The 24849-nt window shown below is 31.8% G+C and carries 28 protein-coding genes; 21 read left to right on the top strand and 7 right to left on the bottom strand.

Annotation, left to right across the window (positions count from 1 at the left end):
• Nucleotides 1–210: 210 nt before the first annotated feature.
• Nucleotides 211–645, bottom strand: coding sequence for an exosporium protein ExsC (gene exsC / locus NST14_RS14635; RefSeq protein WP_000148803.1), 435 nt, complete (start codon nucleotides 643–645; stop codon nucleotides 211–213).
• 155 nt (nucleotides 646–800) lie between these two features.
• Entirely contained in the window at nucleotides 801–953 is a 153-nt protein-coding gene (locus tag NST14_RS14630) for a YqbF domain-containing protein (protein ID WP_071729165.1), read from the bottom strand.
• 478 nt (nucleotides 954–1431) lie between these two features.
• Here NST14_RS14630 and NST14_RS14625 point away from each other — a divergent pair, with 478 nt between their 5' ends.
• From NST14_RS14625 to NST14_RS14590, 8 genes are all read left to right on the top strand, one after another.
• Nucleotides 1432–1800 carry a hypothetical protein gene (locus NST14_RS14625; RefSeq protein WP_000067092.1) on the top strand — a complete coding sequence of 123 codons (369 nt, stop codon included), beginning with the start codon at nucleotides 1432–1434 and terminating at the stop codon, nucleotides 1798–1800.
• A 196-nt stretch (nucleotides 1801–1996) separates the two neighbouring features.
• A complete protein-coding gene (locus NST14_RS14620) occupies nucleotides 1997–2782 on the top strand; it encodes a class I SAM-dependent methyltransferase (protein ID WP_000031333.1) in 786 nt (261 codons plus the stop codon).
• A gap of 70 nt (nucleotides 2783–2852) precedes the next feature.
• Nucleotides 2853–3041, top strand: a complete 189-nt coding sequence (locus NST14_RS14615) for a YvzF family protein (protein WP_000621882.1) — start codon at nucleotides 2853–2855, stop codon at nucleotides 3039–3041.
• A gap of 77 nt (nucleotides 3042–3118) precedes the next feature.
• Nucleotides 3119–4084, top strand: a complete 966-nt coding sequence (locus NST14_RS14610) for a nucleoside hydrolase (protein WP_000029504.1) — start codon at nucleotides 3119–3121, stop codon at nucleotides 4082–4084.
• A 179-nt stretch (nucleotides 4085–4263) separates the two neighbouring features.
• Nucleotides 4264–4506, top strand: a complete 243-nt coding sequence (locus tag NST14_RS14605; protein ID WP_000638307.1) for a GlsB/YeaQ/YmgE family stress response membrane protein — start codon at nucleotides 4264–4266, stop codon at nucleotides 4504–4506.
• 77 nt (nucleotides 4507–4583) lie between these two features.
• Nucleotides 4584–4979 carry a hypothetical protein gene (locus tag NST14_RS14600; RefSeq protein ID WP_000847587.1) on the top strand — a complete coding sequence of 132 codons (396 nt, stop codon included), beginning with the start codon at nucleotides 4584–4586 and terminating at the stop codon, nucleotides 4977–4979.
• A 99-nt stretch (nucleotides 4980–5078) separates the two neighbouring features.
• Nucleotides 5079–5924 (top strand): aminopeptidase, encoded by an 846-nt coding sequence (locus tag NST14_RS14595; RefSeq protein WP_061184503.1) that lies wholly within the window; start codon nucleotides 5079–5081, stop codon nucleotides 5922–5924.
• A gap of 28 nt (nucleotides 5925–5952) precedes the next feature.
• Nucleotides 5953–6597: a YjgB family protein gene (locus tag NST14_RS14590; protein ID WP_001267135.1), complete on the top strand. Its 645-nt coding sequence runs from the start codon at nucleotides 5953–5955 to the stop codon at nucleotides 6595–6597.
• 79 nt (nucleotides 6598–6676) lie between these two features.
• On the opposite strand, the gene NST14_RS14585 is transcribed toward NST14_RS14590, so the two are convergent.
• A complete protein-coding gene (locus NST14_RS14585; protein ID WP_001016135.1) occupies nucleotides 6677–7903 on the bottom strand; it encodes an MDR family MFS transporter in 1227 nt (408 codons plus the stop codon).
• 101 nt (nucleotides 7904–8004) lie between these two features.
• On the opposite strand from NST14_RS14585, the gene NST14_RS14580 reads away from it, so the two are divergent.
• The 5 genes from NST14_RS14580 (at nucleotide 8005) to NST14_RS14560 (ending at nucleotide 13534) form a co-directional block, all read left to right on the top strand.
• Nucleotides 8005–9741 carry an ABC transporter substrate-binding protein gene (locus NST14_RS14580; RefSeq protein ID WP_000470221.1) on the top strand — a complete coding sequence of 579 codons (1737 nt, stop codon included), beginning with the start codon at nucleotides 8005–8007 and terminating at the stop codon, nucleotides 9739–9741.
• 160 nt (nucleotides 9742–9901) lie between these two features.
• Nucleotides 9902–10525, top strand: a complete 624-nt coding sequence (locus NST14_RS14575) for a YhbD family protein (protein ID WP_000102247.1) — start codon at nucleotides 9902–9904, stop codon at nucleotides 10523–10525.
• A 13-nt stretch (nucleotides 10526–10538) separates the two neighbouring features.
• Nucleotides 10539–11249: a bactofilin family protein gene (locus tag NST14_RS14570; RefSeq protein WP_001258377.1), complete on the top strand. Its 711-nt coding sequence runs from the start codon at nucleotides 10539–10541 to the stop codon at nucleotides 11247–11249.
• An 18-nt stretch (nucleotides 11250–11267) separates the two neighbouring features.
• Nucleotides 11268–11975, top strand: a complete 708-nt coding sequence (locus NST14_RS14565; RefSeq protein ID WP_229142771.1) for a cytoplasmic protein — start codon at nucleotides 11268–11270, stop codon at nucleotides 11973–11975.
• Between the two features lie 23 nt (nucleotides 11976–11998).
• Nucleotides 11999–13534, top strand: a complete 1536-nt coding sequence (locus NST14_RS14560) for an MDR family MFS transporter (protein ID WP_073535812.1) — start codon at nucleotides 11999–12001, stop codon at nucleotides 13532–13534.
• A 54-nt stretch (nucleotides 13535–13588) separates the two neighbouring features.
• On the opposite strand, the gene NST14_RS14555 is transcribed toward NST14_RS14560, so the two are convergent.
• The gene (locus tag NST14_RS14555) at nucleotides 13589–13909 is read right to left on the bottom strand and encodes a hypothetical protein (protein WP_001062732.1); all 321 of its coding nucleotides are present in this window, start codon (nucleotides 13907–13909) and stop codon (nucleotides 13589–13591) included.
• Between the two features lie 237 nt (nucleotides 13910–14146).
• Here NST14_RS14555 and NST14_RS14550 point away from each other — a divergent pair, with 237 nt between their 5' ends.
• Nucleotides 14147–14926: a BC_2878 family exosporium-associated protein gene (locus NST14_RS14550; RefSeq protein ID WP_073535811.1), complete on the top strand. Its 780-nt coding sequence runs from the start codon at nucleotides 14147–14149 to the stop codon at nucleotides 14924–14926.
• A gap of 287 nt (nucleotides 14927–15213) precedes the next feature.
• Entirely contained in the window at nucleotides 15214–15966 is a 753-nt protein-coding gene (locus NST14_RS14545; protein ID WP_073541758.1) for a GNAT family N-acetyltransferase, read from the top strand.
• A gap of 502 nt (nucleotides 15967–16468) precedes the next feature.
• On the opposite strand, the gene NST14_RS14540 is transcribed toward NST14_RS14545, so the two are convergent.
• Complete coding sequence (locus tag NST14_RS14540; protein ID WP_000027225.1) at nucleotides 16469–16900, bottom strand: GNAT family N-acetyltransferase; 432 nt, start codon at nucleotides 16898–16900, stop codon at nucleotides 16469–16471.
• Nucleotides 16901–17755: 855 nt separating this feature from the next.
• Between NST14_RS14540 and NST14_RS14535 the strand changes: the two genes are divergently transcribed.
• The 4 genes from NST14_RS14535 (at nucleotide 17756) to NST14_RS14520 (ending at nucleotide 20728) form a co-directional block, all read left to right on the top strand.
• Entirely contained in the window at nucleotides 17756–18367 is a 612-nt protein-coding gene (locus NST14_RS14535) for a spore coat protein (RefSeq protein ID WP_025991985.1), read from the top strand.
• A gap of 370 nt (nucleotides 18368–18737) precedes the next feature.
• The gene (locus tag NST14_RS14530; protein ID WP_000342253.1) at nucleotides 18738–18938 is read left to right on the top strand and encodes a spore coat protein W; all 201 of its coding nucleotides are present in this window, start codon (nucleotides 18738–18740) and stop codon (nucleotides 18936–18938) included.
• Between the two features lie 14 nt (nucleotides 18939–18952).
• Entirely contained in the window at nucleotides 18953–19405 is a 453-nt protein-coding gene (locus NST14_RS14525; RefSeq protein ID WP_000361679.1) for a spore coat protein, read from the top strand.
• A gap of 462 nt (nucleotides 19406–19867) precedes the next feature.
• Nucleotides 19868–20728, top strand: a complete 861-nt coding sequence (locus NST14_RS14520; protein WP_000538297.1) for a DegV family protein — start codon at nucleotides 19868–19870, stop codon at nucleotides 20726–20728.
• Nucleotides 20729–20878: 150 nt separating this feature from the next.
• On the opposite strand, the gene NST14_RS14515 is transcribed toward NST14_RS14520, so the two are convergent.
• Complete coding sequence (locus NST14_RS14515) at nucleotides 20879–21082, bottom strand: hypothetical protein (protein ID WP_000498065.1); 204 nt, start codon at nucleotides 21080–21082, stop codon at nucleotides 20879–20881.
• Nucleotides 21083–21545: 463 nt separating this feature from the next.
• Between NST14_RS14515 and NST14_RS14510 the strand changes: the two genes are divergently transcribed.
• On the top strand, nucleotides 21546–22817 hold the full coding sequence (locus NST14_RS14510; RefSeq protein ID WP_000402339.1) for a helix-turn-helix domain-containing protein: 1272 nt from the start codon (nucleotides 21546–21548) through the stop codon (nucleotides 22815–22817).
• 88 nt (nucleotides 22818–22905) lie between these two features.
• On the opposite strand, the gene NST14_RS14505 is transcribed toward NST14_RS14510, so the two are convergent.
• Nucleotides 22906–23340, bottom strand: coding sequence for an Lrp/AsnC family transcriptional regulator (locus NST14_RS14505; RefSeq protein ID WP_000343324.1), 435 nt, complete (start codon nucleotides 23338–23340; stop codon nucleotides 22906–22908).
• A 142-nt stretch (nucleotides 23341–23482) separates the two neighbouring features.
• Here NST14_RS14505 and NST14_RS14500 point away from each other — a divergent pair, with 142 nt between their 5' ends.
• Nucleotides 23483–24739 (top strand): APC family permease, encoded by a 1257-nt coding sequence (locus NST14_RS14500; RefSeq protein WP_000064913.1) that lies wholly within the window; start codon nucleotides 23483–23485, stop codon nucleotides 24737–24739.
• Nucleotides 24740–24849: the final 110 nt, after the last annotated feature.

Below are 24849 nucleotides of genomic sequence, written 5' to 3'. Positions count from 1 at the left end.
GTCTATATTACGTGTTTCATGAGTGGATTTCAATTTTTTTGATTTGTCAAAAAATCGATTCGTTAATTGATAAAATAAGCAAATCAAAATGTAAATACTAAATGATTAAAACATAATGAATAGTAGGGATAAATATTAAAAAAATAAAAAAGCAAGAACATATAACTATGTCTCGCTTTTCTCAATTGCAAAATTAAACATTAGATTCACTTAGCAGCATTTACGCTCTTGTCCAATAGCTAAAGCGCTAAAAGATAGAGGACCAACAACTTCTGCGCTTGCACCACTAGTAAGGTTTTCTACAGTTAATGAATATTGGTGTGTTCCACTGCTAACATTTTGATCTATAGCTTGAAATGTTTGAGTGTAGAATTGCTCAGAATCTGTAGATTCAATACCTGCTTGTGCATTGAAAATTTCAAAGTTATCACGGAAAATTCGGAATAAAACTTGTGAAGTCCCAGATATACCTTCTATACCAATTGTAGCGATTAACTCTACACGATTATTACGTGAATTTCTACTTGAAATTCTTACTTTCAAATTTGCTAGAATTGCTTTATTTGGAGAAGCTGGAATTGCAAAAGTGGTTTCACCCGTTTTACTTATAGGTTGAGTAGCTTGGTAATCAATGATATGAGTCATATTCGTCACCTCCTCTTATACTAAAATATGAAAATAGCAATGAAATAGCTTGGACAAATAATAGAGTCGACATTAATTGTTGAAAAGGAGTAATTCACAAAAAAGCATCAAGAAAATATCACAATACAGTGATGGTTTTCTTGGTGCTTTTGTACTTAGGCCGAAAATTCTTCTTTGCGTACTTCGAAAAATTCATTACGACGTAAGTAATTATAAACTTTCTCGGAAACCTCTTCTTCTTCAGACATTAAGAAACGATGATTAAAAGCATAGAAGGATTGACCTTTAATTAATTTTACGTAGTAAATTTTACACGCCTCCTCTAGCAAAATTAGTATTCACTTAATATTATGATGACCTATATGCTTGTGAATCATACTTGAAGTTTCAAAGTATAGAAGCGAAACAAATTAAAAAGCTTACAAAACTGTAATGTTGTTGTCACGTTTTCCGATAGTTAAAAATAACCAATCTCTTCTATACTACAAATAAGTTACATAAAATAAGGGGGTAAAAATGATGGATGAAGTGATTGGAGAAGTTGTAGCAGGAATTTGTGAATTTGTGGTGGAAGTAACAGCAGATGCTATTGGGAATTTAGTTTCTGGAAAGGATGAGGAAAAAGAAACATTATAATAGTTTGTAAAAGTATACAGATGATTAAACTATAAAGGCTGATTTCTAAAGGGAAGTCAGCTTTTTTATTTTTTACATTATATTAATATTATTTGAATATTCATTTGTTATTATGTTTATGAAACTCATAAAGGAGGTGAATAAATAAAGATGTCGAATTTAGAGGCTGATTTATCTGATTTTCGTTTAATTGTGGCGAATGTGGAGGAAAAGGAATATCACTTTATTGTTCGTGAACACCCGATTGTAGGAAAAATTATATCGCTATTGGAAAATGGAAAAGAATATGGTTTAATAGATAAACAAATTGCTAATAAAGATAAATTTATTAAATCGGAGCTTACTAAATTAGAGTATTTTAACATAGATGTTCTCTATCATACACCTGGATGGATATGGATTGGTATGGATCAATTTGGTTTACATGCTCGTGAGGCTACTTATAACGAAGTAGACGTTATTATGAAGTTGAAAGAGGATTTATATTATATAGATGTATATGAAAAAGTAAAAATGTAATTGATATTTGGTCAGGTTAGGGGACAAGTTCCCGTAGCCTTTTTTGTTTTATATGTAAACGGAAAATCGATTTTATGTTGATGATAGGACAGCATGATAAGAAGTGAGCTGAAAAGAGGATTTGAAAATACATAAAGAGAACTTTAATTATTATATGAATTCTATATGTAAATAACAATAGAAAGAAGATGATAAAATGAGTAAAGAAGAGCTTGTGAAACAACAGTTTGGTAATAATGCGGAGAAGTATGTAAAAAGTAAAATTCATGCTAAAGGACCGGATTTACAATATGTAGTTCAACAAGTTGAGTCTCGTCATAATAATCGTCTTCTTGATATTGCTACTGGCGGAGGACATGTTGCAAATGTATTAGCGCCATTGTTTAACGAAGTAGTTGCTTTAGACTTAACAGAAAAAATGTTAGAGAATGCAAAAAAATTTATTATAAGTAACGGCCATGAAAATGTGTCTTTTGTTGCTGGAAACGCTGAGAGTTTACCGTTTTCTGATAGTTCTTTTGATACAATTACGTGCCGAATTGCAGCACATCACTTTACGAATCCAGCTCAGTTTATTTATGAAGTAAATCGTACGTTAGAAGATAATGGATTGTTTATTTTAATAGATAATGTTTCACCGGAAAATAATGAATACGATACATTTTATAATTTTATAGAAAAAAAGCGGGATCCGAGTCATGAACGGGCTTTGAAAAAAACAGAATGGATTACCTTATTAGAGAAAAATGGTTTGCAAATGCAGTCATGTCTTACTTTTGACAAGAAATTTGATTTTGACTGGTGGTGCGATATGATGAATGTACCTTTGCAGAAGCGGGTGAAGTTAACAGAATGTATGATGAAAACATCAGTTGAAATGCAAGAATTCTTTAACATTCAATATGAAAATAATAAAATTATATCGTTTTATACTGAAATGGCATTGTTTGTATGTAGAAAAAGTTTAACATTAAAAAGATAAATTTCTTGCAGTCTTTCCAAAGTACGTTATACTTAGTAACAGAGAAAATGAGAATTGAGGAAATGTAATAATGATTCGCGTACGTATTGAAGGAACTGAAGAAGAAATGCTTGAATTTATGGAGAAAATGCCGGATATTCCTGGATTTGAAAAAACACATACGAGAGAACCAAGAAAAGGAAATAATCCAAAGTATGATTCAAGTAAAAATGTGCTAGCATATTTATCTTATAAAAAGATTGAAGTCGCCAATAAATAGGTGGCTTTTTTAGTTTGCACCGTTTCACAGCCTTGTCTTTTTTACATACTAATAATAGTAGATAATGCTGAAGAGGGGTGAGTATAGTTAATAAGAAAATCATCTTTTTTGGAGACTTTGGTATTGATGATGCTGTGGCGTTAATTTATGCAAATAAAACATGTAAATTAGATATTTTAGGTATTGTTGCTGAATATGGGAATGTATCGCGAGAAATCGTAACAGAAAATGTGTATTTTTTAGAAAGATACTATGCTACAGAAGTAAAAATCATTGAGGGTGCAGCAAGACCGATGACAGCTGAAGAACCTTTGTTTTTTCCTGAAATTCATGGAGAGCACGGCCTAGGTCCCATTATTCCACCTGAAATGAGGATTTGTAAACGAGAAAATTTTTGTGAATTAATTAAATTAATTGAGCCTTGTCCAGAAGATATTATTATCGTAGCGACAGGACGATTAACAACGTTGGCAACATTATTTTTATTATATCCAAATGTAATGGATAAAATATGTTCGTATTATATTATGGGCGGTGCGTTTTTATTTCCTGGTAACGTTACTCCTGTATCGGAGGCAAATTTTTATGGAGATCCAATTGCTGCAAATATTGTAATGAAGTACGCAAAGAATGCGACTATTTATCCATTAAATGTAACGCAACAGGCCCTAATTACGCCTGAAATGGTGGATATTATTAATAAAGAAGGAACAGGGCAGGCAAAGCTTATTAAACCAATGATTGATTTTTATTATGAGAACTTTTATAAAAAAGAATACCCGGGTATTGCTGGAAGTCCGATTCACGATTTGCTTCCGTTCATTTCATTTATAAATGATGATATTTTTGAATATAAAAAATCTGCAGTTTGGATTAGTACGACAAATGACGTAACAAGAGGACAAAGTGTGGCTGACTTTAGAAAAATAGCTGAGCCGACGAGGTTTGATGATCGGCCGATACAAAGAATTGCGGTTGGTTTTAATTATCCTGCATTTAAAGAAGAGTTTATGCGGACAATATTGAAGCCCGATTGTCCATAATAAGTGTAATATCTCAAGCTGCATAAATCGTTAGTCTAAAAAGTTAATTAACATGTATTATTTTTACAAAAAAATACAGTTATGCTCCATGAATAACTTATGAAAAATGTAACATAACTAATGGTAAGCAATTGTTTCTAATTATATTTTGATTGGTGAAATATAAAGGAGGTTATCATATGATTTGGTCTTTAATCGTTGGTGGTATATTAGGGTGGCTTGCTAGCTTAATTACTGGTAGGGATGTACCAGGCGGTGTAATTGGTAATATTATTGCTGGTATTATTGGTTCTTGGATTGGTGGGAAATTACTTGGTAGTTTCGGCCCAGTAATCGGCGGATATGCAATTATTCCAGCTTTAATTGGTGCGATTATTTTAATCTTCATCGTAAGTTTCTTATTGCGAGCAATGCGAAAATGAATGTAAGGACTGTTTACATTTGTAAGCAGTCCTTTTTATATGTTATGCTAGTATTATACAATCAGGAGGTGTCAGCATTGAAAACATTTACAGTCAATTTTCATCAAGAAGATAATGCTAAAGCGACAACAGTACATAAATTAAGTGAAGAGGACTTCAATAAAGCGACAGAAAAAGGTACTCGTCATCTATTTGATTTAGATACAAACGTTGGATTCTTCGTATTCTTTGACGCAGAAGATGCAGAAGGAAATGATCAATACTTAATGCTACAATATGAAGGAGATCATGAAGAGCCAACTGCGTGTTACGGATTTGACTTAAAATTATACTATCAATTTTTAGCACTATACTTAAATGATCTTGAATTCCAAGGCGAAACGGATGAGGAAGAGGAAGAATATGGTCCAATTCATCATTTAGCTCACTTACTTTACCATATTGTTGAAGATGGTAAGTCAATCGAAGTGTAAAAATACATATGTAAAGCTGTCCTTTTTGGGCAGCTTTTTTCTATTTAAGGAAGGAGTGCAGTGTAAATGGCGAGAAGGGATATATAAGGAGATGGAAAAATGATAAACAATACAATTCCAAGTTTTTTAAAATTATGGGAAAGCACCGACGTAGAATTAGCAGCCCTCAATCAATACTTCACTTCGCATCCAGAGATATTTGAAGAATACTTTAAGTATCATTGTCCTAATACGAATGAACGTCTTTCTAATGCCATAAAACAATATCCCGCAAAAATAGAAGACATTCGTATCATTACTAAAACATTACCAATCATTATCCAAGAGGTAACAAATGCATATCATAATAAATTTAACTTTGATGTAAAAATGAAATTTCATTTATTTGTTGGAGGATTTGGATCAAATGCATTTGTAGAAAGAGAGATTATTGGAGATATGTTTTTTGCCGCAGAAAAATTATCTCCAAATTTAAATCACCTTCGTGTTATTGTCGCTCACGAAATAGGGCATATATATCATAATGTTATGTTACAAAATAATGGAATGGATTGGGAGAAAGCTGAGTGGACCGATGCGGCAGTTAATTTGTATCGTGAAGGTGTTGCAACATACGTATCAAAGCAAATTGTGAAAGGTTTAAATGAATCCGTGTATTACTCATATGACGATGATGGTGAACGTTGGTTACAATATTATATAGAAAATGAAGAACAAATAAAGAAACGTTTTTTGAAAGATTATATAGAAGGATGGACGTTTGAAAAAGAGAAAGAGTGGTTTCGGTTATCTGGCGGACAATATTTTGGATACAACCGACTCGGTTATTTTTTAGGAACAGCTTTTGTAGAATATGTTGCACAAGCATTGGGCGAGAGTGAAGTATTTACTTTTTGGAACAAACACAATTTGAAAAGAGGTGTAATGGATTGGTTATCGAAATGAATCAGATTATGATAGGGGGCTGAAATGTATGAGAGTGTATGTAAAGATAGGTATGTTATTTCTCGCTTTTACATGTATTTTTGCATTAGTAGCATGTAAAGGAACGGACGAAAAAAAGGAAACAGATCCAACAACGGAAAATAGTAAAAATGAACAGAATAATACTTCTGAAGAAAAGAAAGAGCCTGAGGTTAAATCAAATACCGATTCAAATTCGAAGGATACAGTTATAAACCAAAAATCAATTAACCACGTTAAAAACTTGTTTGAACTAGCGAAAGAAGGAAAAGTACCTAATGTTCCGTTCGCAGCTCATACAGGAGATATTGAAGAAATAGAAAAAGCGTGGGGGAAAGCAGATAAAACAGAACAAGCAGGAAACGGAATGTACGCTACCTTTACAAATAAAAATGTTTCCTTCGGTTTTAATAAAGGATCACAAGTTTTTGATGTACGCTCCTATCATGCAGAACTAAAATCAATTACATTTCAAGAAATAGAGAAAGCTTTAGGAAAACCAGCTGCAGTTAAAGTAAATGGGGAAGATAAAATATATGTATATAAAGTAAACAATCAGTTTGAGTTAAAATTCATTATTCCAAAATCGACTGGTAAGGTAAATCATATTTCGGTATTTTCGCCTGAGGATAGTATTAATAAAATGGCAGGGTAATAAAGAAAGGATGTCACAAAGGTCATCGAGACTTTTGTGACATCCTTCTTTTTACTGTTAAAAGGGTGGGGAATGCAGCCTATAAAACATGGGGAGTATGCTCCGAAATGTCTTTTTTTATTTTATTACGCTCTAAATTTTGAACAAAAAGAGCTTGAATAATGCCCCCAATTATTAAGAAACAAGCACAAATATAAAATAGCATGCTACCGTTTAGTTTACTTAATAAAACGGCACCAAGTACAGGACCGCACGTTCGGGATATATCCCAATGTAACCCGTAAATTGAAAAATACAATCCACGTTTATCTGTAGGGGCGATTTCTGAAACAAATCGAAGTAAATGGTTTAAAGCGATGCTTCCACCAATGACTAAAAAGAGTAATGTAAAAAATAGTGACGCGATTGTTGCTGAAAGCCCGTAGCCAATTGCAGCTATTGTATAGCATGTGTAAGAAATAAGAATAATTTTCGCCATAGAAAATCTTTCAGACCATTTCACGAGGAAAACTTGCAGAAAGATTTCCATAATAGCTTTGCATGTTGAAATAAAAACGAGTGTGAGTTCGAAATCCGGAAAATTATGTTTCGCGAAAATAAGATAATTCGTCTCAGTTTGTGCATAAAAAAAGCTAATAGGAAGTGTAGAAATCATAAGTCCAAATACTGCGTAATGTTTGTGTACAAATTGTTTTGGAGATGTTACTTCAAATTTTTGCGTTGGTGTTGTCATTGCCGGAGCGGTTTCTGGAAGCTGCGTCCAAACAACGACTGCATATACTATAAGTGCAATGCTTTGTACTGTAAATACATATTCAGGGTGAGTCTTATAAAAAATAGTACCAATTAAAGGGCCGATTAGGGTACCTATTGCTCCCATCGTTTGCAGAAGAGAGAAGATTTCTGCTTGCTGATTTTGTTTTGTTAAATCAGCTATTTGTGCACGTTGAGCAGGAATATATAAGGAACGGCCAACCCCATTTATGACATATAACAAAGCAAATATAAAAACGGATTGAGCAAAGATGAAGCTGCCGATTGCAACGCCTTGCAGCAGTAAGCCGAGTAACATAATTTTCTTTCGCCCATATTTATCAGTCACTCTTCCAGCAATAAGTGTAAATATAATGTCCGAAAGCGGTTGTAACCCGAAAATAAGCATAGTCATCATAATATTGCCGTTTAGCATCTTATTAACGTAAATAATCATAATGATAGCTAACATGGATTCTGTTGTTCGAGTTAATAATTCACCGCACAGTCTAATGATGATTGGTTTATTGTAACGTAATAAGAGATGATTCAATATTATTTCCTCCTTTCTATATTGAAATGATAAGATGAAAGGAGAAATGGAAAAAGGGTAAAAAGAATAGGGAGTATTTTTCACCTTTTAGGGGGAATATGATGTTTATTTTAGATCAATACATTGAACTATGGGTTGCCTATGGGAAAGGGAAAAAAGAAGGAGAACAATTAGAAATAACAGTCCAAAATATATCCGAAACATTATTTTGTACAGAACGTAATAGTAAATTGATTATAAAAAAATTAGATGAGTTAAATTGGATTGCTTGGTTTCCAGGACGAGGGAGAGGGAGGCGTTCTAAAGTAATATTTCGAAAGCATCCGAAGTCATTAATTTTAGATAAGGGAAAAGAAATAACGAAAAAAGGGGATGTGAGGAGCGGAATCGAATTTGTGGAACGCTATAGCTCGCTATTTTCATCCGTACAGAGTGAATATCAGTCATGGATTGATTCAATATTTGGTCATAAAATAGAAATGACATCTGAAGGGAGAAGAGATGTCCTTCGTTTGCAAGTACAAATGAATCTAGATATCGCTTTAGATCCGGTTTACGCTACGATGCGATCGGAATGTCATATGGTTAAACATATTTTTGATACACTTGTATATGTAAATGAGGAAACAAACTCTATAGAACCAAGGCTTGCTTTTCAATGGGAATATGATGATGCTGAAAAGGTATGGACTTTTTATTTACGAAAAGGCGTTCGTCTTCATAATGGGAAACGACTTACTGCACATCATGTCATACATTCATTAAAACGATTTATGAAAGCTGAAAACAACCCACATGCATGGATGTTACAACATGTTGAAAGTTTCCGTGCAGTGGATGAATTTGTTGTTGAAATTCAATTACATACGGAAAATAGGATGTTTTTACATATGCTAAGTGCAGAACAATGTTCTATCGTAAAGGAAGATGAAGCGGGAAACTTCATAGGTACAGGACCTTTTATATTACAAGAGAAGAATACACATTTATTTGCATTAGAAGTACATGATTTATATTATCGTGAAAGACCTTTTCTTGACCGAATTGAACTATTGAATGTAGAGCAAAATGTAAATACATATGACGTATTAGTAAAGGCACAGTATAAAGATAAAGAAAATCTTAATAAAGAACTTTCACGGCTTGAATCGAATGTGACATATGTAACGTGTAATCTTGTAAAAAAAGGGCCAATGCAAGATGAGCTGTTTCGAAAAGCGCTATACAAAATTATTCATGGTGATAAAATCGTTCAAGAACTCGGCGGAGAACGTGGAGAAGTGGCAAAGAAACTAATATTAGCAAATGAAAGTATAGTAGATATTGACGAAGATATCCAAAGTTTAATTAAAAGGAGTACGTATCATAGTGAAGTGCTACAACTATACACATTTACAGGACGAGATCACGTTGAAGATGCACAATGGATACAAAAAGAGTGTGCGAAGTACGGGATTCGTGTAGAAACCAATTTTCTTGAAATAGAAGATCTTTTAGAAATTAGTACGATACAAAAGGCTGATATGATGCATGATAGCGCAACAATTAGCGAACGAATAGAAGATAGTTTGTTATATATGTTTCTTACAAAAAACAGTTTTATTCATGGGCAAAGCAGCGTGGATTTTCATAAATTATTGTCCCCTTATTTTAAACAAGAACAAGTAGAGGAAAGAGTTACACTGTTACGCGATATTGAGGAGACATTGTTACGTCAAGTTCAAGTTATTCCTTTATACCGTAACAAACAACAAGTAACTTCTCATGAAAAAGTACAAAATATAATGATTAATTCACAAGGGTGGATTGATTTTTATGAAATATGGTTTACATGTTGATATATAAGGGTTTTTACGCATTTTATAAGATGCGTGAGAACCCTATTTTTTTTGTGTGAAACAGGATTGTTTTACACATTGTTACGCTACTTGTGATAAAAGTCTATTTACAGCGTAACAGTGTTATGTTACATTGTTATCAGGAAGGAGTGTTATACAGTTGAGTACAGATTTAATTTCAAAAAAAGATTTATTAGAACTTACTGGTATTTCATATGGACAGTTATATAGGTGGAAAAGAAAAAATTTAATACCGGAAGATTGGTTTGTACGAAAGTCTACATTCACGGGTCAGGAGACATTTTTTCCGAAAGAAAAGATTTTAGAGCGAATTGATAAAATCCAAACGATGAAAGAGGATCTATCACTTGATGAACTAGCGAATATGTTTTCACCGAGTGTGAGGGAAATTCTTTTAACGAAGGAAGACATTTTACGTAAAGGGATTGCATCAGAACCAGTTTTACAATTTTTCATAGAACAAACGAATAAAACAGCGGAGTTTCAATTTGTAGATATTCTTTATGTGTACATGTTAGAAGAATTACTACAATCGGGAGAGATTAGTTTAGAAGAAGGAAAAATGGTCTTGCAAGTTTTATGTGAAAATTATGAAGCAATGAAACATAAAACGTGTGACTTAATCATTATCCGAAAGTTAGGGATTTCTACATGTTTCTTAGTTTCAAACGTGGACGACTTAATTTTTGAAAAAGGCACCAAAATCGTTTTACGCGAAGCGATTATGAAATATACCGAAGCATTAAAAACTAAATTGTTGTAATGGAGGAGAAAGTATGCGTACAGATAATTTGATTATAAATGGTTACGGTTCATCGAATGGCGGTGAGTTTCATAAAGTGCAATTAAACGGAAAAGGAACTGTGAATGGAAATGTCGAATGTGAGCAATTTGAATGTAACGGTTACGGAGCAGTTACTGGCGATTTGAAAAGTAACAGTGCACGAATTAGCGGATCTGGTAAAGTCGATGGCACAGTTCATGCTGAAACGATGCGAATTGATGGGAAAGCTACAATTACGCAAAATGTAAAGGCAAACAGTTTGAAAATTGCAGGAAAAGGTACGATAGGCGGAAATGTCACAGGTGAAGAATTTAAAGTCAATGGTCAAGCAACAATTGACGGTAATTGTGAAGTGGATACTTTTTCTTCAGAAGGACAATTTACAATTGGCGGATTATTAAGCGCTGATGAAATAAATATTAATATTCACGGTACATGTCGCGCGAAAGAAATTGGTGGTCAAACGATTAAAGTAAGACATAGATCAGGTACATTAAGTAGGCTATTTAAAACAGTATTTGGCTTGCAATTAGAAGCTGAACTATTAGAAGGTGACAATATTGATATTGATTATGCTCACATAAGAACGGTAAGAGGAAACAATATTACAGTAGGACCGAACTGTGAGATTGAACTCATTGAATATACAGGTGTTCTTACTGTTGATAAAAGCGCAAATGTAAAAGAAATTAAGCAGGTTTAATGGGAAGGAGAAAGTAATATGGAACATCCACATAGTCTCACAGTAAATGGTTCCGGTAATTCAGCAGGCGGAGATTATAATAAAGTGAAGATTCGCGGTGAAGGAACGATTTCTAATGATATGAGCTGTAATGAATTTAAAACGTACGGCACGAGTGATGTACGGGGGAATATGAAAGTAAAAAATTATGTTGTGTATGGAGATAGTGAAGTACAAGGAAATGTCGATGCAGAATATGTAAAAGTATATGGTAATACAAAAATGCATGGTGATGCACATATTGAAAAAACAAAAGTTAGAGGTATGATAGATATTGCTGGGAAGTTTTCAGGTGATTTTGTCGATGTAAAAGGTGCTTTAAATGTGAGGGGAAATATTGAAGTAGAAAATTTATCATTAACTGGTGGTCTTGAAAGTGATGGATTACTTAATGCTGAAAATATTCAAATCTCACTTCGTTATGAAGGAAGTAAGGTAAGGGAAATTGGTGGTAAAAAAATTAAGATTCGTAAAAAAGCGAGATTTCTTCCTTTTATTAGTCATGTTGGAAACCTCCAAACTTCAATTGTTGAAGGAGATGATATTTATTTAGAACATACGATTGCTGACGTAGTGAGAGGAAACAACGTTACAATTGGCCCTGGGTGTGAAATTAGTGTTGTAGAATATCATACTAGTTTTAATCAAAAGGGTAATACAGTCGTAAAAGAACATAAACAAATATAAGTAGTATGAGGGAGAGCAAGGTTATGGTTGAGAAGAATAATAAGCTCGGCTTTATTGTGGCGGGCTTATTGCTAGGTATTTTAATGGCATCAATGGATAATACCATTGTCGTAACAGCGATGGGAACGATCGTTGGTGACTTAGGAGGTCTTGAAAACTTTGTATGGGTCGTTTCTGCCTATATGGTCGCAGAAATGGCAGGTATGCCGATATTCGGTAAACTATCAGATATGTATGGTAGAAAGAGATTCTTTATTTTTGGTTTAATCGTCTTTATGATTGGTTCGGCACTTTGTGGTACTGCTGAAAACATTACACAGTTAGGTATTTATCGTGCCATTCAAGGTATTGGCGGCGGGGCATTAGTACCGATTGCATTTACTATTGTTTTTGATATTTTCCCTCCTGAAAAGCGCGGGAAAATGGGTGGTTTATTCGGAGCGGTATTTGGATTGTCAAGTATTTTCGGGCCGTTACTTGGCGCATATATTACAGATTATATTAGCTGGCACTGGGTATTTTACATTAACTTACCGCTTGGTATTTTAGCACTTATTTTTATTACATTCTTTTATAAAGAATCACGAGTTCATAGAAAGCAAAAAATTGATTGGTTTGGCGCAATTACTTTAGTTGGTGCAGTAGTTTCTTTAATGTTTGCACTTGAACTTGGCGGACAAAAATATGATTGGGATTCTAGCTTTATTTTAAGTTTATTTGGTGGATTCGCTATTTTAATTATTGCATTTATTTTTATTGAACGAAAAGTAGAAGAGCCAATCATATCATTTGAGATGTTTAAGCAGCGCTTATTCGGAATGAGTACCATTATTGCTTTATGTTATGGTGCTGCGTTTATGTCAGCAACTGTATACATTCCGTTATTCATTCAAGGTGTATACGGAGGTACCGCAACAAACTCAGGATTACTACTATTACCGATGATGTTAGGATCAGTTGTAACAGCGCAATTAGGTGGGTTTTTAACGACGAAGCTTAGCTACCGAAACATTATGATTATTTCTGCTATTATTATGCTAATTGGACTATTTTTATTAAGCACATTAACGCCAGAAACAAGTCGTGTATTATTAACAGTGTATATGATTATTATTGGATTTGGAGTTGGTTTCTCATTCTCTGTACTAAGTATGGCGGCTATCCACAACTTTGGTATGGAACAGCGAGGGTCTGCGACTTCAACGAGTAACTTCATTCGTTCATTAGGCATGACGCTTGGTATTACAATCTTCGGAATGATCCAAAGAACAGGTTTCCAAGATCAATTAGAAGAAGCATTTAAAGGTATGAACGGGGGAATGAATACAAACGCTTTAGGAGATTCAAGAGCTATTTTATCAGAATCGGCAAGATCTCAAATTCCACCGCAAATATTAGATAAAATTATTGATGCTCTTTCTAGCTCAATTGTCCAAACATTTATGTGGGCATTGGTACCAGCTGGTTTAGCATTCATATTTATTTTCTTTATGGGAAATGAGCGCATGGTAATTAAAAAACAACAAAAGAATAAAAAGAGCGAAACATCAAAAGCGTAATGAAAAAGCTCCCTTCCAATTGGAAAGGAGCTTTTTCGTATGTACGGATTTAGATTAGCCTTCGATGATTTCGTATTCTTCGTCTGCTAATAATAAAATTTGTGTTTTCTTACCTTTGTTTTGAACTTCGATTACATCGTAAGCACCTAAGTCTCTTATTTTGCTTTGAGAAGCGTTAACCATAACTTCAATAGAATCAATTAAGATATCTTCTTCAATGTATGATTCAGGCAATGCCATATCTTCAGTATCTAATACACATGCGTATAGATTTTGTAAGTTTTCAGCAGTTGGATTTTGTTCTTCAACATCAATGATGTTTTTTACTGCTTCCATATTTTCTTCTTTTGCTTGGTATACTTTAATTTTAGCCATTGTTTTAATCTCCTTTATAACGTAATCGTAGAGGCTACACTTCATTATAACGTTTTTTTCATGAAAGATGAAATTGTTATATGTATTTATAGGGAAAATTATGTGTTAGTACTCATTTTTAATGCGATAAGTAGGCAAATATATTCCTACGTTAAAGTTATATTGTCCAAGCTTTTCTCATATCCCCCTCATATTATGTGTATGAGATAAAACATATAGAGAAGGGATGGAGTGTAAGTGGGTTGTGAGCCGAAACGAAATGATCGATGTTGCCAAAATAGTATTTGTGAATTTTTGCGAAGTCTAGAGCCTTTTACAAAAGTTGAGAGTATTGTAATTGCCGGAAATGAAATTGTTGTATCTTATTTTCTTTCATTTAATAAGAAGAATGGTGTCGTATCCTTCGTACAAGAGGACGATGAGGTTATTTTTGTAGATTTCTCTAAGATTGATGCAATTCGAATAGGAAAAGTTTGTAGTTGTAAAACGAAAGTCAAATTTATTGAAGAGGATTTCAGTCTACTTGGAAACGTTTGTCCGCAATGTTTAACAGAGGGAAGCACACTCTTTTTTGATTTTCACAATTCAGAATTGAATTTATCACTTCAAGCAAAAACAATTGATGGACCTAGTTGTACTGAGTTTATAGATGAGATGGGAAATGTAGTAAAACAAATTACTATAATAGGTGAAGCAATTGTTTCTAAAGATTTTGTTCAAGTGCCTGAATTATTAAGTTTCCGACTAGTATTATCTGATACGGCTACGAATCCTTTAAAGTTTGGAATACTGTTCATTAATTTCCCTGATCTTACGTTTATTATTCTTTTCGCATCGAGTGGACACCTCAATATTTCGAACTGTTTGAAAATTAAGAGTGGAGCTGGTAATGTTGAAATAGAAGAGATGAAAAAGATAATATCGAATGACGATAATACGTACACATCAGTTGTTAAAGTGACTAAAGTATATAAAAACGGAGGAACAGAATCATTTGTTTATAAGAAGGAGTTATAACATATATTTTTAAATGAACCCTTAAACTAATGTTAAGGGTTTTACATAATAATATAGATTGCGAATTATTATTAAGTATATTATCTGTAAACCTTTTTACAGGACAGTCATTTACTTATTTTTAGATGTTATAATAATTTTATATTTATGAATAATTTATAATTATATGGAATGTAGTAGACGTTTGCTTATATGTAGAAAAGAGTAGAAGTACATTAATTCTAAAGAAAGCAGGAATGTAAATGATATATGAAGCGAATATACATACAAGAGAAAAATGAGTTACTATGTTCGAAGATTTCAATAACGTTGTTTTACTTTCTTATTTACAAGGACATATGGGTACCGCTTGGGTAAATAATCTTGAAAATCCGACAGTAGCGCAAATTACGGTAGGGATCTTTACATTTTATGCTGGGGATTCAAAGGTGAAAGAAACAGAAGAATTGCTTCGAAATATTCCTGATAGAATGTTAGTCATCGTAAATAGTGTAGAATGGAAAAAGCGTTTAGAAACATTTTACGAAAGAAAAATAGATAAGTTTTTACGCTATAAATTTAAACGTAATGCAGAAGTTTTTGATCATTCAAAATTACAATCTCTTATATCAGCGCTTTCAAAAGGATACGAGTTAAGAAGAATAGATGAAAATATCGTAAATAACCCTACATTACATAAAGTCTCTAAAGATTTTACAAGTCAATTTCAATCAGTAGAAGATTATATAAACCGAGGTATAGGGTATTGTATTTTGTATAAAGGAGAAGTTGTATGCGGTGCATCATCATATAGCATTTATGATAATGGCATTGAAATTGAAGTTGCGACTGATCACAATTATAGAAGAAAAGGATTGGCGACTATAGTTAGTGCAGCACTCATCTTGGACTGTTTAGAAAAAGGGATATATCCAAACTGGGATGCAGCGAATACTACATCTGCAAAACTAGCTGAAAAACTAGGATATGTTTTTGATAAGGCGTATGATACTTATTTTGTGGATAATAGTTCAAATAAAAGAGCAGTTAGCCAAAGCTAACTGCTCCTCTCCAAAGGGGGAATGGAGAGATACAATCATGTTATTTACATTATTGACGGGAGGTTGATTTTTAATCAATCTTCTATAAAAGTTGAGATAAAATATTTTTAATTAATCCTGAGGATCCAATTAAGAGTACTGATAAAAAAACGATTGAGAATATACTTTTTTTAGGTTTTTTAAATTCTATGTATATGTTAATAATGGCACCAATTGCAACTACAGTAAAGATAACGAGTCTTATTACATCTATCATAAATAACGCTCCTTTTAATTACTTAATTGTATTATATAGGAATTGTCCTTTCGATTAGTTTATTTGAATACGATTTAAGGTAATTTTAAACAAACTAATCATTTATACAAAAGTAAGGTTAAGAAAAAAGACAGCGTAAGAAGTAATAGTATATCTTGTAGAAGCTGATGTTGACCAAATAAATTAGGGTTATTATCTATGCGGAAAAGTATAATTAATATTTATATATACTCACTTTAGGTACTTTTACAACTTAAATAATAAAACATGCTTTTCATAATGATCCAAACACCAATTATATTTTTCTAGAATAATTGGATGAACAACTTCTTTCGGAGTATCGACCTCAGTATAGCCATATTTCTTATAAAAGTTTTTTAATTCCTCAAAAGGAAGACAATATACATTTGGAACTTGTAATTTCTTCGCAGTTTCTACTAAAAATGAAACAAGATCCCCAGCTAATTGTAGCCCTCTAAATTGAGGAAGAATATAAATTCCACCCATTTCTAAAGTATCTTCATCTATTTGGACTAATCGTCCAACACCTGCATACTCATTGTTGTATGTAATAATTGCAACTTTGTCTCTTTTTAAATCACTTCGTACAAATCCTATTGAGTCATATTGATTATTAATCCATTCTAAATCATTAGATGTAGCCATTTGGATACTCATAGACATCCTCCTTCGGAATACTAGCACTATCTTTATTATATAAAACATAAGATGCTATATCAAAAGAACCTTGATATAGCACATTTGCAAAATTTATTAGTTGAAGTTGTAGATTTGCTGGTATTGAAATGATAATTTCAACTAAAAGAGGATAAGAACCTTGTGAATTTAGTGTAAAACTAGTTCTTGTGTTTGGTAACGCATTATTATTTAAGCGTATAGAGTTTATAGGCTTATTTTAATTGGTGTAGCTACTATATTATTGGAACTAGTAAGGAAATATAATAATCCCCAGCCTGAGTGATAAAAATCGTATTAGGATTTAGCAAAAAAAACCTCCTGAAAAAGAAAAGGGATTTAAAAATAAGAGCACTTCGAAAAGTGCCCTTCAGTAACGACTACTCATTCTAAAAAGAAAGGATGCAATATATCATATGAAGTTAAGTGTATTTAATTATGGGCCTTTTATATAAAAGTTTTATTTTGTATTTTGTTCCGAATAAAAAGGCGGTTGTTTCCGCAACCACCTTTCAGTAAAATAAAGCACTTTTTATGAAATAAATTATGGATGATCCCTAAAAAAGGTTATAGGATATACTCACATTTTTATAACTAAAGTGACGAGTTCAGGTTATAAGAAAGGAACAATTATATTGTATGAAATCTATTCCAGAGTAGTCGCAAAGAAAGCTGTCTTCTTATTTGAAGGCAGCTTTCTTTTATTAGAAAAAGAAGTAGAAGTAAAATAAAAGATTAAGTTACTTGTCCAAACAAATCTTTAAAAAATACATAAAATGCTAATAGTTAGTCAATATTTTAATATTGCTAACTTTTAAGACTAAAAGGGGTGATTTTATGTGTGAATGTGAAGTTTGTAGAAGAAAGAAAAACCGAGATCCATTAAATCGGGATTGTGAGCCGAAAAAACGAGCTCCTAAGCTAAAAAAAGAGGATTGTGAACCAAAAAAAGAGGATTGTGAACCAAAAAAAGAGGATTGTGAACCAAAAAAAGAGGATTGTGAGCCAAAAAAAGAGGATTGCGAGTCAAAAAAAGAAGATTGCGAATCATTAAATTATTATTCGTTTAGTAAAAATACAAATTTTTTAGAGGAAGCTATACAAACAGATAAAATCGATCAAATTTCTGAGGAATATATTGAAATAGTTGATTCAGCAGATGTACAAGTTACTACTACAGATACAAAAGCTGCGCTATCTATCCAAGCGGCATTACAAGCAGCTATTGTGGTTGTAGTAAGTATTTCTATAGCAGATAGTGAAAAGGCAGATAAAATAACACAAGAATTATTTCAAAAATCAGCTATTAAACAAATTAATAGACAAAAAACATTTATTAAAAATTCCAGAAACGTAACCGTAACAACTACTGATACAGATATTGCAGTGAATATTCAAATTCTCCTTCAAATTTTATTAGCTTTATTAGTTAAACTAAACATTTTATAAAGTGTCTATCCTATTGATATTTAGCTATAAGTTTTCACTCTAAGTAAACGTTTTTTGTTGTAACATATGGTACAAGCTTGGACTTCTTATTATGACTGAATTAATATTCAAGATAAATGAAAAAGCAAGTGTGGAAAACTACAAATAAAGTTGAAATACATTATTTAACAGTAAATGAAACTTATATTTATGTGAAGTGAAGGAAAGAAAGCTGACTTCTTATTAGAAGCCAGCTTTTTGAAGTTATTAGTAAAAAGAAGTGGAAAATAGAAGATTAAGTTACTTGTCCAAGCAATTTTTATTAAATTACATATAATGCTCTTAGTTATTTGAAATTTTTATAGAAAATTGATTGGAGTGAATATTGTAAATGGATGATTTAAACAAATTTTCTTCCTTTAAGTTTGATAAGGATCAAAAGAATATAATTATAGACCTTTTACTCTCAGATATTTTTAATAGGCATGGGATAAATGAAGAAAAACTAAAAAATTTATCGCCAGAAAAAAAGCAGCAAATTAAAAGTATTGTTTCTGAAATACAATCACAAGTTAATAATTATTTAGATTGAAAGGGGGTGAACGTATGGACAAAACATGTCATTCAGATGAAAATAAAAAATGGAGTGCATTAGATTACTCAAATCCTCATCCATCTTTTAAAAATGCTAGTGTTTCAGAAGCAGCTGCGCAAGAAAGTAAAACTTACCAAATTTCTGAAGAATCAATTACAATTGTCGATTCAGCAGATGTAGAAGTTACTACTACAGATACAAAAGCTGCGTTATCTATTCAAGCGGCATTACAAGCAGCTATCGTGGTTATAATAAGTATTTCTATAGCAGATAGTGAAAAAGCTGATCGTGTTGCACAAGAATTGTTTCAAAAATCATCTATTAAACAAATTAATAAACAAGAAACTGTTATTAGAAATTCTAGAAATGTTACAGTTACGACTACTGATACAGACATAGCAGTAAATGTTCAAATTCTTCTCCAAATTTTATTAGCGTTACTAGTTAAATTGAATATTTTATAAAGTGTTTAACTTGTTTTTTATCTAGTGATTCTTTTACTGTTTTAATTATAGTACAGGCTATAAATATTACTCATAACTGGACTAATATTTAACATCGCTAAAATAATAATGAGAGCAATGTGATGGAAAATGAAGTTTGGTTATTTTATGAAAATTTAAAAGCCATTTCCTTTATTGGATTTGGCTTTTAAATTTTAAACAGTATGAATTTGAAAAGATTATATTAAGATAAAGAATTAAAATATAATGATACAAAATACTTATAAAATTATTCGTGTTTTAGAAAAATAATAAGAAAAAGGTGTTTAAAATAGAATCATTTGTATTAACAGTTCAAGTTTTGAAGAATAGTGCATACAATATAAAGTGTTTTCCTTTCTTCATTTAAGTTTTACGTATATAATTTAAAAGTACTATTTTTATTTTATTATTTTATATTTATAACAGAATAGAGGTTTAAAAATGGGTGTTAAAATCATTACGGATAGTGCGGCGGATTTACCGGTAGAATTGCTGCAAGCATATGATATTGATTTAATTCCACTCCGTGTTTATGATGAATCAGAAACAGAGTATTTAGATGGAGTAACATTAGAGTCAGTTACATTATTGCAAAATATGAGAGAAGGCGCTGTTTATAGAACGTCATTACCTTCCCTTGAAACTTTCCAAGAAAAATTTGTTTCTTATGCAAAAGAAGGTAATCCTTGTATATATTTAGCTTTTTCATCTGAACTGTCTGGTACATATCAATCATCAGTTCTCATTAAAGAGGAAGTAAAAGAAACATATGCTAACTTAGATTTAGAAATTATTGATACGAAATGTGCTTCGCTTGGTCAAGGTCTTGTTGTTTTAGAAGCTGCTAAAATGGCAAAAGACGGTGCATCAAAAGAAGATATTTTAAAGCGTGTTGATTTTCTAATGAACCATATGGAACATATTTTTACTGTAGCTGACTTACAGTACTTAGTGAGAGGTGGACGTTTAAGTAAAGTCGCAGGATTTATCGGTGGTTTACTAAACATTAAGCCGATTTTAAACGTGGAAGAAGGAAAACTTGTACCACTTGAAAAGGTAAGAGGGAAAAAGAAAGTACTTGGCCGAATTGTCGATATAATGGAAGAGCGTGGAAAAGAACTTAAAGGTCAAACAATTGGTATAACTCACGGTGACGATCTAGAAACAGCTGAAGCGTTAAAAGCATTAATTACAGAAAGATTTGGCTGTGAAGTATTTATCGTAAATACAATTGGTGCAGCAATCGGAGCACATACAGGACCTGGAGTTATAACGTTGTTTTTCTTAAATGAAGTAGAGTAAAGGATTGATCTTTTGATCAATCTTTTTTTAATCTAATTTATCCCGCTTTAACGGGCAGTAAGACCCCCACCTCAAAATTCAGCGGAAACAAAGAAGTTAGGTGGGGGATGAACAAAACCCCCACTGATTAAAGTTTCACTTTATATGTAATTATTTATTAACTTTCTCTTTAAAAGGTAAGAAGGTAGATAGGAAAGTGATAATCGCTAGTCCAAAGCCGAATCGTTCAGTTTGATCAATTACTAAGTCGTTTTTCCACTGAAAAATGAAAGAAGCGAATATTAAAAGTAAAGCAGCGCCTCCAACATATCTTACTATTTTTCGTGAAGATGCATCTTTAAGTCTTACAAACATGTGTATCATCCTTTCGTATTTATTAAATAATTCGACAAACTAATTTCTAGGATTTGATATTAATAATCCATCTATTAAATTTATTTGATTTTTTTGTTTACAATAGATATCTTCTATCTACTAGACAAATGTAATGAACTATAACTATCTTAAATGAATAATAATAGTTTACATGTAGTTAAATCCTTTTCATTAAGTTTATCGTAATTCAAGTATATGACTCTGTCTTTGTTAATAACAAGTAGTAAAATCTCATGAAAAAAATGGACGAAAAACCCAAATTTTAACCATAAAATTTAACAAGCCATCTAGAAATAATCATAGTATGAATGTAAAATTAAAATGCGTGAGACATTTTTTTACATTTGTGAAATTATACATTTTCTTAATATGAAAGATTAAGAAATGCATAATGGCTGATTTGGTAAAAAGTAAGAAATGGTTAAGCAGGGAGAGTAGAAAGATGGAAATAGGGGAACGTATTCGCTATGTTCGAATGCATAAAGGATTAACACAGGGGGAGCTCGTATCAGGAATATGTTCAATAACATATTTAAGTAGAATAGAAAGTGGAAAAATAAAACCGTCATCTTCTTTTATAAAAAAAGTTTCTAAGAAGTTAGATGTAGATAGCGATTATCTTATAAATGGAAATTATGAGGAAATAAAGATTACTATTTTTAATATATGTAATAAATATAAAAAAGATAAAAGTATTACAGAAGCTGACTTATCTTTGTTAGAATTATACGTTCGTGAAGTACACCATATACCTTTATTACTAAAGGTATATGGTGTACTTATATACTATCATGCCCGGCAAAAAAATATGTTATATGTGAAGTCGCTTATAGTTCAAGCTTCGCAAATGATACCAAGTCAGGTTGAAATGCAAGATCCTGAAGATTATATTTATTATTTAAAAGCTCGAGGTTTATATTTTTATAATAAACAAGACTACAGTGCTGCTCATGATATATATGTACAGGCTGAGAGTTTACTTGGAGCAGAAGAAACTGAACAACATGGTCATATATACTATAATTTATGTCATGTATATAAGGAGCTTTATAAAGATAAAAGTATTAGTCGTTTGTATGCCTTAAAAGCTTACAACATATACAGAAAAAATGGTATGCAGAAGAACGTAGTAAATACACTTTTAATGCTTGCAATATTGTATATTATGGATGAATTATATGAAAAGGCACTTGAAATTTTACAGCAAGTAGAAAATAGTTTGGCTATTAATGGTGAGTCAAAGTATTTACCTGTAATTTCTTATGATTACGGGAAAATTTATCAAGGTTTGAAAGACTATGCGAATGCCATTAAATACTACGAAAAAACTTTGGAATTAAGTGAATTTTTATCACAGAAAGATCAAAAAGTATATGCGTTACGAAACATGTTGGAGGTTTACATAGAACTTAAAGATTGGGAAAATGTTAATAAGGTTATGAATGAAGCATTTCATTTTTTATCAATTTATGATGTACCAATTGCACATGTTCAACTATATGGTTTGAAAGCTAAAGTATTCAAAATACGTGGGGATTATTATGAATATGAGAAAAATATGCAAAAGGCAATTGAAGTGGGAGTAGAAAAAAACCAACATCGTTTAGTTGCTGAATTATCCTATGAATTAGGTAACTTTTATAATGAAAATCGCTCTTATAAATTATCTGCGAAGTATTTTAAAATATCAGCTGAAAATAAAATGGATTTATAAAGAAGTTTAGTTAAAAGTTCTTATAAATTGTAAAGGGTTATCCAAAAGAGTAGAGTATTTTATACTTTTTGGATAACCTCTTTTATTGCTATTCTATAATTACCGGTCGATATGGTATTGGTGAAGATAAAATCATAGAAGTTTTAACTGTTCCAAATGGTATAACAATATCAATCAATTCCTCTAATTCCTTCATAGAGTGAACTGCCACTTTTAAGTAATAGCTACTTTCACCTGTTACTCGGTGGCATTCAAGAATCCTTTGTTCTTCGTATATTTTCTCCTCAAATTTTTTGCATGGAATCTTTAAGTTTTCGATTCTTAAAAATGCTTGAATTGATTTTCCAATTATATCAAGTGATATTCGAGCTGTATACTTTTCAATTATTCCTGCATCTTGTAATCTTTTTAGTCTTTCTGTAACACTAGGGCGGCTGAGGTGCAGGTGATCAGTCATTTCTGTAATTGTCATTCTGGCATCCTCTTGTAATAAAAGGGTTATTTTTTTATCGATTTCATCCATGAATTATGCTCCTTTACAAAATTGAAAGTAAATTTCTGAAATAAATACACAATATAAAATCTTATATTAAATTACATACACTTTTGTATATTGAATAGACTGATAAGTTCCTATAATTAAAATATAAATGGAGGTGTATGTAATGTCTAATCATTTTAATGAAACAATTTCTATTAAAAAAGGGACAGCTTTATACGTCGGAGCGGTTTTAGGATCAGGAATTCTTATATTACCTGGTATGACAGCAAGTGTAGCAGAAGGGAATGCAATTGTTTCGTGGCTTTTTATGATTTCACTTAGTATTCCACTTGCATTCACATTTGCTTTTTTATCAATTGAATATCCAAGTGCTGGTGGAATTGCTACTTTTTCAGAGAAAGCTTTCGGCAAAAATATAGGCGCCATTATAGGTTGGTCTTTTTTTATTGCAGGTAGTGTTGGGCAAATTGTTGTCTCAATGACTGGTGGAATGTATATAGTGAGAGTGTTTGCTTTATCATCATATTTTTCTTACGTTATAGCGCTTATTATTTTAAGTATTTCAATCGGTTTCAATTTATATGGGTTAAAAATGAGTGGAGTGTTTCAAGTATGTATAGGTGTATTAACTTTCTTTATTTTGCTAATAACAATTATTAGCTCACTACCTTATATTGAAATAAAAAATATAAATGTACATATTTCTATGCATGAAATAAATCCAATTTTAGAGGCATCTTTATTAATTTTTTGGTCTTTTTTCGGCTGGGAAGCTATTGCAAGTTTAGCTCCTGAATTTAAATCACCTAGAAAAAGAAATATTATTTTATCTACGGGATTTGCGATTGTTATTATTGGAGTTTTATATATAGGTATTGCATTATCAGTAATTGGAACGAAATCTTATTATATCAATGCTGATAATACTACAGCTCTTGTGCTTGTAATCAAGCAAACATTAGGTGCCCAATTTGCATGGATAATTGGATTTGTAGCTTTTATCATTTGTTTAGGGACGACAAATGCATTTATTGCAAGTATGGGGCGCTTAGGTTATTCACTAGGGAAAGAAGAAATTGCACCTCGTTATTTAGCACATATTAATGAAAAAAGAGAAAACCCAACAAATGCAGTAAAAGTGGTAGGTTGTATTGCAATAATTGGTTTGCTAATAAGTTTCGTTTTTCAAATTAGTATAGAGAACATCGTATTAATACCAAACTCATTAGGAATTATTACATATATAGTCGGTGCTGCGGCTGGAATGAAATTAATAAAAAACAAGTTAGGAAAAGTTTTTTCTGTAGTAGCTTTTACATGTTGCATAGTGGTTTATCCTTTTATTGGGGGAGTAATACTTATTCCATTGGCAGTATCATTCATATGTTTATGCTATTTGCGGTTTCGTAACAGAAGATAAATAAGAATGAGATTATAGAAATCTAAATATTTAAAGATATTAAAATTTTTTCGTTTCATATATAATTGTGAAGGGGGAATATTTGTAACTATTTGTAAAAAAGGGGGCGG

It is taken from the genome of Bacillus sp. FSL W8-0519 (assembly GCF_038005585.1).
Taxonomy (GTDB): Bacteria; Bacillota; Bacilli; order Bacillales; family Bacillaceae_G; genus Bacillus_A; species Bacillus_A paranthracis.
This window is presented reverse-complemented; position numbering and strand designations above follow the sequence as displayed.